Annotated in this window: 3 protein-coding genes; all 3 read right to left on the bottom strand. The window is 40.2% G+C overall.

Translation table 11 applies throughout. The annotated features are described in order from the left end of the window. Positions 1–464: 464 nt before the first annotated feature. Positions 465–812 carry a 50S ribosomal protein L20 gene (rplT, locus tag Cyrtocomes_RS05885; protein WP_322498259.1) on the bottom strand — a complete coding sequence of 116 codons (348 nt, stop codon included), beginning with the start codon at positions 810–812 and terminating at the stop codon, positions 465–467. Positions 813–838: 26 nt separating this feature from the next. Further along, entirely contained in the window at positions 839–1,027 is a 189-nt protein-coding gene (locus tag Cyrtocomes_RS05890) for a bL35 family ribosomal protein (RefSeq protein ID WP_410519714.1), read from the bottom strand. A 135-nt stretch (positions 1,028–1,162) separates the two neighbouring features. After that, positions 1,163–2,324, bottom strand: a 1,162-nt coding sequence (locus Cyrtocomes_RS05895) for a hypothetical protein (protein WP_322498261.1), incomplete at its 5' end; no start/stop codon positions are given.

Genomic DNA, 2,324 nt, shown 5'->3' on the forward strand with positions numbered 1-2,324 from the left:
TACAGCAAATCTGTTAAGATGATTGTTGCTAGTTTAACACTACTATTTTGGAAAAATTTTATTAATCTCAATTCCTATCTATAATCATTAGGTAATGCCGTAATACTTCTTGTACTACAGCTTATTAGACTCATTATGCTAATTTAACTTAAATAACTATAACTTCAATGGTGATTAAAGTGTTTACAATGTTAGTGCTATTTTATGACTCTTTAGCTATACATAGCACGCCCCTTCATATACTTGTGCAAAGTCAGTATTATTGTGATTAAAAGAAAATTGACTAACCAAGATTTTGACAGGAAGTGGCTATCAGGGAGACTTTCGGTCTTAGAATAATGATTGCTTATTATAATTAAGCAATTTTTCAATGAGCAATCAACAAAGGAACGTATGAAGAAAAATCAAAGACCTTTGAGGGCACAGCGAAACCCCGCACCCTCTTAAAAATCATTCAAGCCACTCTATCCAACAGAAGATACGATGGAAGAGAAAACATTCGGAGAATTCATAGCAATCTCAGACAACATCTTTCTATTCAGCTGAGCGAACTCTGAGCTAGAAATTTTATTAATAAATTGCGAATACGTCATACCTAGCTCCCTTACAGCAGCGTTAATCCTCTGGATCCACAACCTTCTAAACTCACGTTTTTTAGCTCTTCTATCCCTATAGGCATACTGCAGCCCCTTTTCCACTCTTTCGACCGCAACCCTAAAGCAGCTGTTAGACCTACCACGATAGCCAGAAGCCATCTCAAGTATCTTTTTGTGCCTCTTTCTAGCAGCCACACCTCTTTTTACTCTCGCCATAATTAAGCAATAACCAATTTATTAAGTTAGAAAGGGGATACCCCTAAAGATCTTTTGATCCTTGTCTGCTCGCATGTTGGCAGGATAGCAGTACCCCTCTGCTCTCTTAGCTGCCTTTTACTCCTCTTGCGCATATTATGCTGCTTGTTAGCCTGAGAAGCCTTGACAAGACCACCAGCGGTTAGAGAGAACCTCTTTTTAACCGAGCTGTTCATTTTTATCTTTAATTTAGGCATATTCAGAAAACAAAGAGATCATCAAAATCAAAGAGGGTAATTTATACCCTAAAAAGGCGGCACGATCAACAAGATTTTTATCAAATAGCAAATAGGCATCTGGTAGTAGCATAATCACACCTTACCCAAAGAAGTTTGCGGCTGCCCCTTTGCTTCCATAACCCTTGTCGCATGTGGCCCATCTTTCTTCTGTGATTCAGCCTCTCTTGCTTTTTCAACCTTAGCTACTAATTCGCTATGTTTTGCAGTAATGCTATTTTGAAAATTTTCAACAAGCCTAAATGCCGACTCTTCTATTTGATTTGCAGCACCCCTACTATGCGCATCACGGGCATCCAGTGAACCAACACTACCCCTAAGCTCTGTAAGCTGACCGCGCATGTGGTTTACAAGCTCTATCTGATCCTCCGTACTAAGCTTCGCACTGGCCTGACTCAATATTCCTTCCGCTTGCTTTACAGCCCCCTGAAATTGCTCATTCAGATCTGATCTTGCTCCATCAGAAAGTCCGTGAACAGCAGGTAACTCATTCTTCATTCCATTCTGCAATTCTTGTGTCTGGACATTTAATGTTTGAGAATCCGCTTTATCCATTGCTGTTTTAATCGTATCTACAAGAGCCCCGATCGTTCTCTTATATGCCGTACCCAAAGCACTCATACATGCCTTTGCCATAGAAGTAATACCATTCCCTATACCCTCACAAATTGCTTTTATAACCTCTATACCACGCGCAGCATGCTTTTCACAATTTCCAGCTATCTCATTCAACTTGCCTTGTACTTTAGCTCCCTGCTCGCAAAAAGAAGCGTAAGTTTCCTTAACTCCATTACTATAGGCATCAAGCACACCCTTACCTGCCCTGGCCAAGTTACCCAGCGCCGTACCATTAATATCTCTTACGTGCTTAACTAGAAGCTCAGCCTCCCTTAACTGCCCCTCTATAACTTCTATAAGACCTTTTTTATCCTCATCACTCATATCATTAAAAGTACCTGGGGTAATTACAGTTCCATCCTCATACACTATTCTCCCTTGTTTACCATCCACTTCTTTACCCTCTAACATACCAACTACTACTTTGAGCTCCGCAAGCTTACCCCCTAAACCAGCTCCACTAACACCTGCTATATCTGTATTACGACCCTTACCGGCCGCGACCCTTTCATCTAACTTCTTAGGCACTGTTAACAAAGGTTTTGCCAAATAATGGAAAAGATGCAATATTATATTGGAGGCGATAAATATGGTATTTAGATGGATAAAAGGTTGTTTC

The sequence above is a fragment of the Candidatus Cyrtobacter comes genome (assembly GCF_034470605.1).
Lineage (GTDB): Bacteria > Pseudomonadota > Alphaproteobacteria > Rickettsiales > Midichloriaceae > Cyrtobacter > Cyrtobacter comes.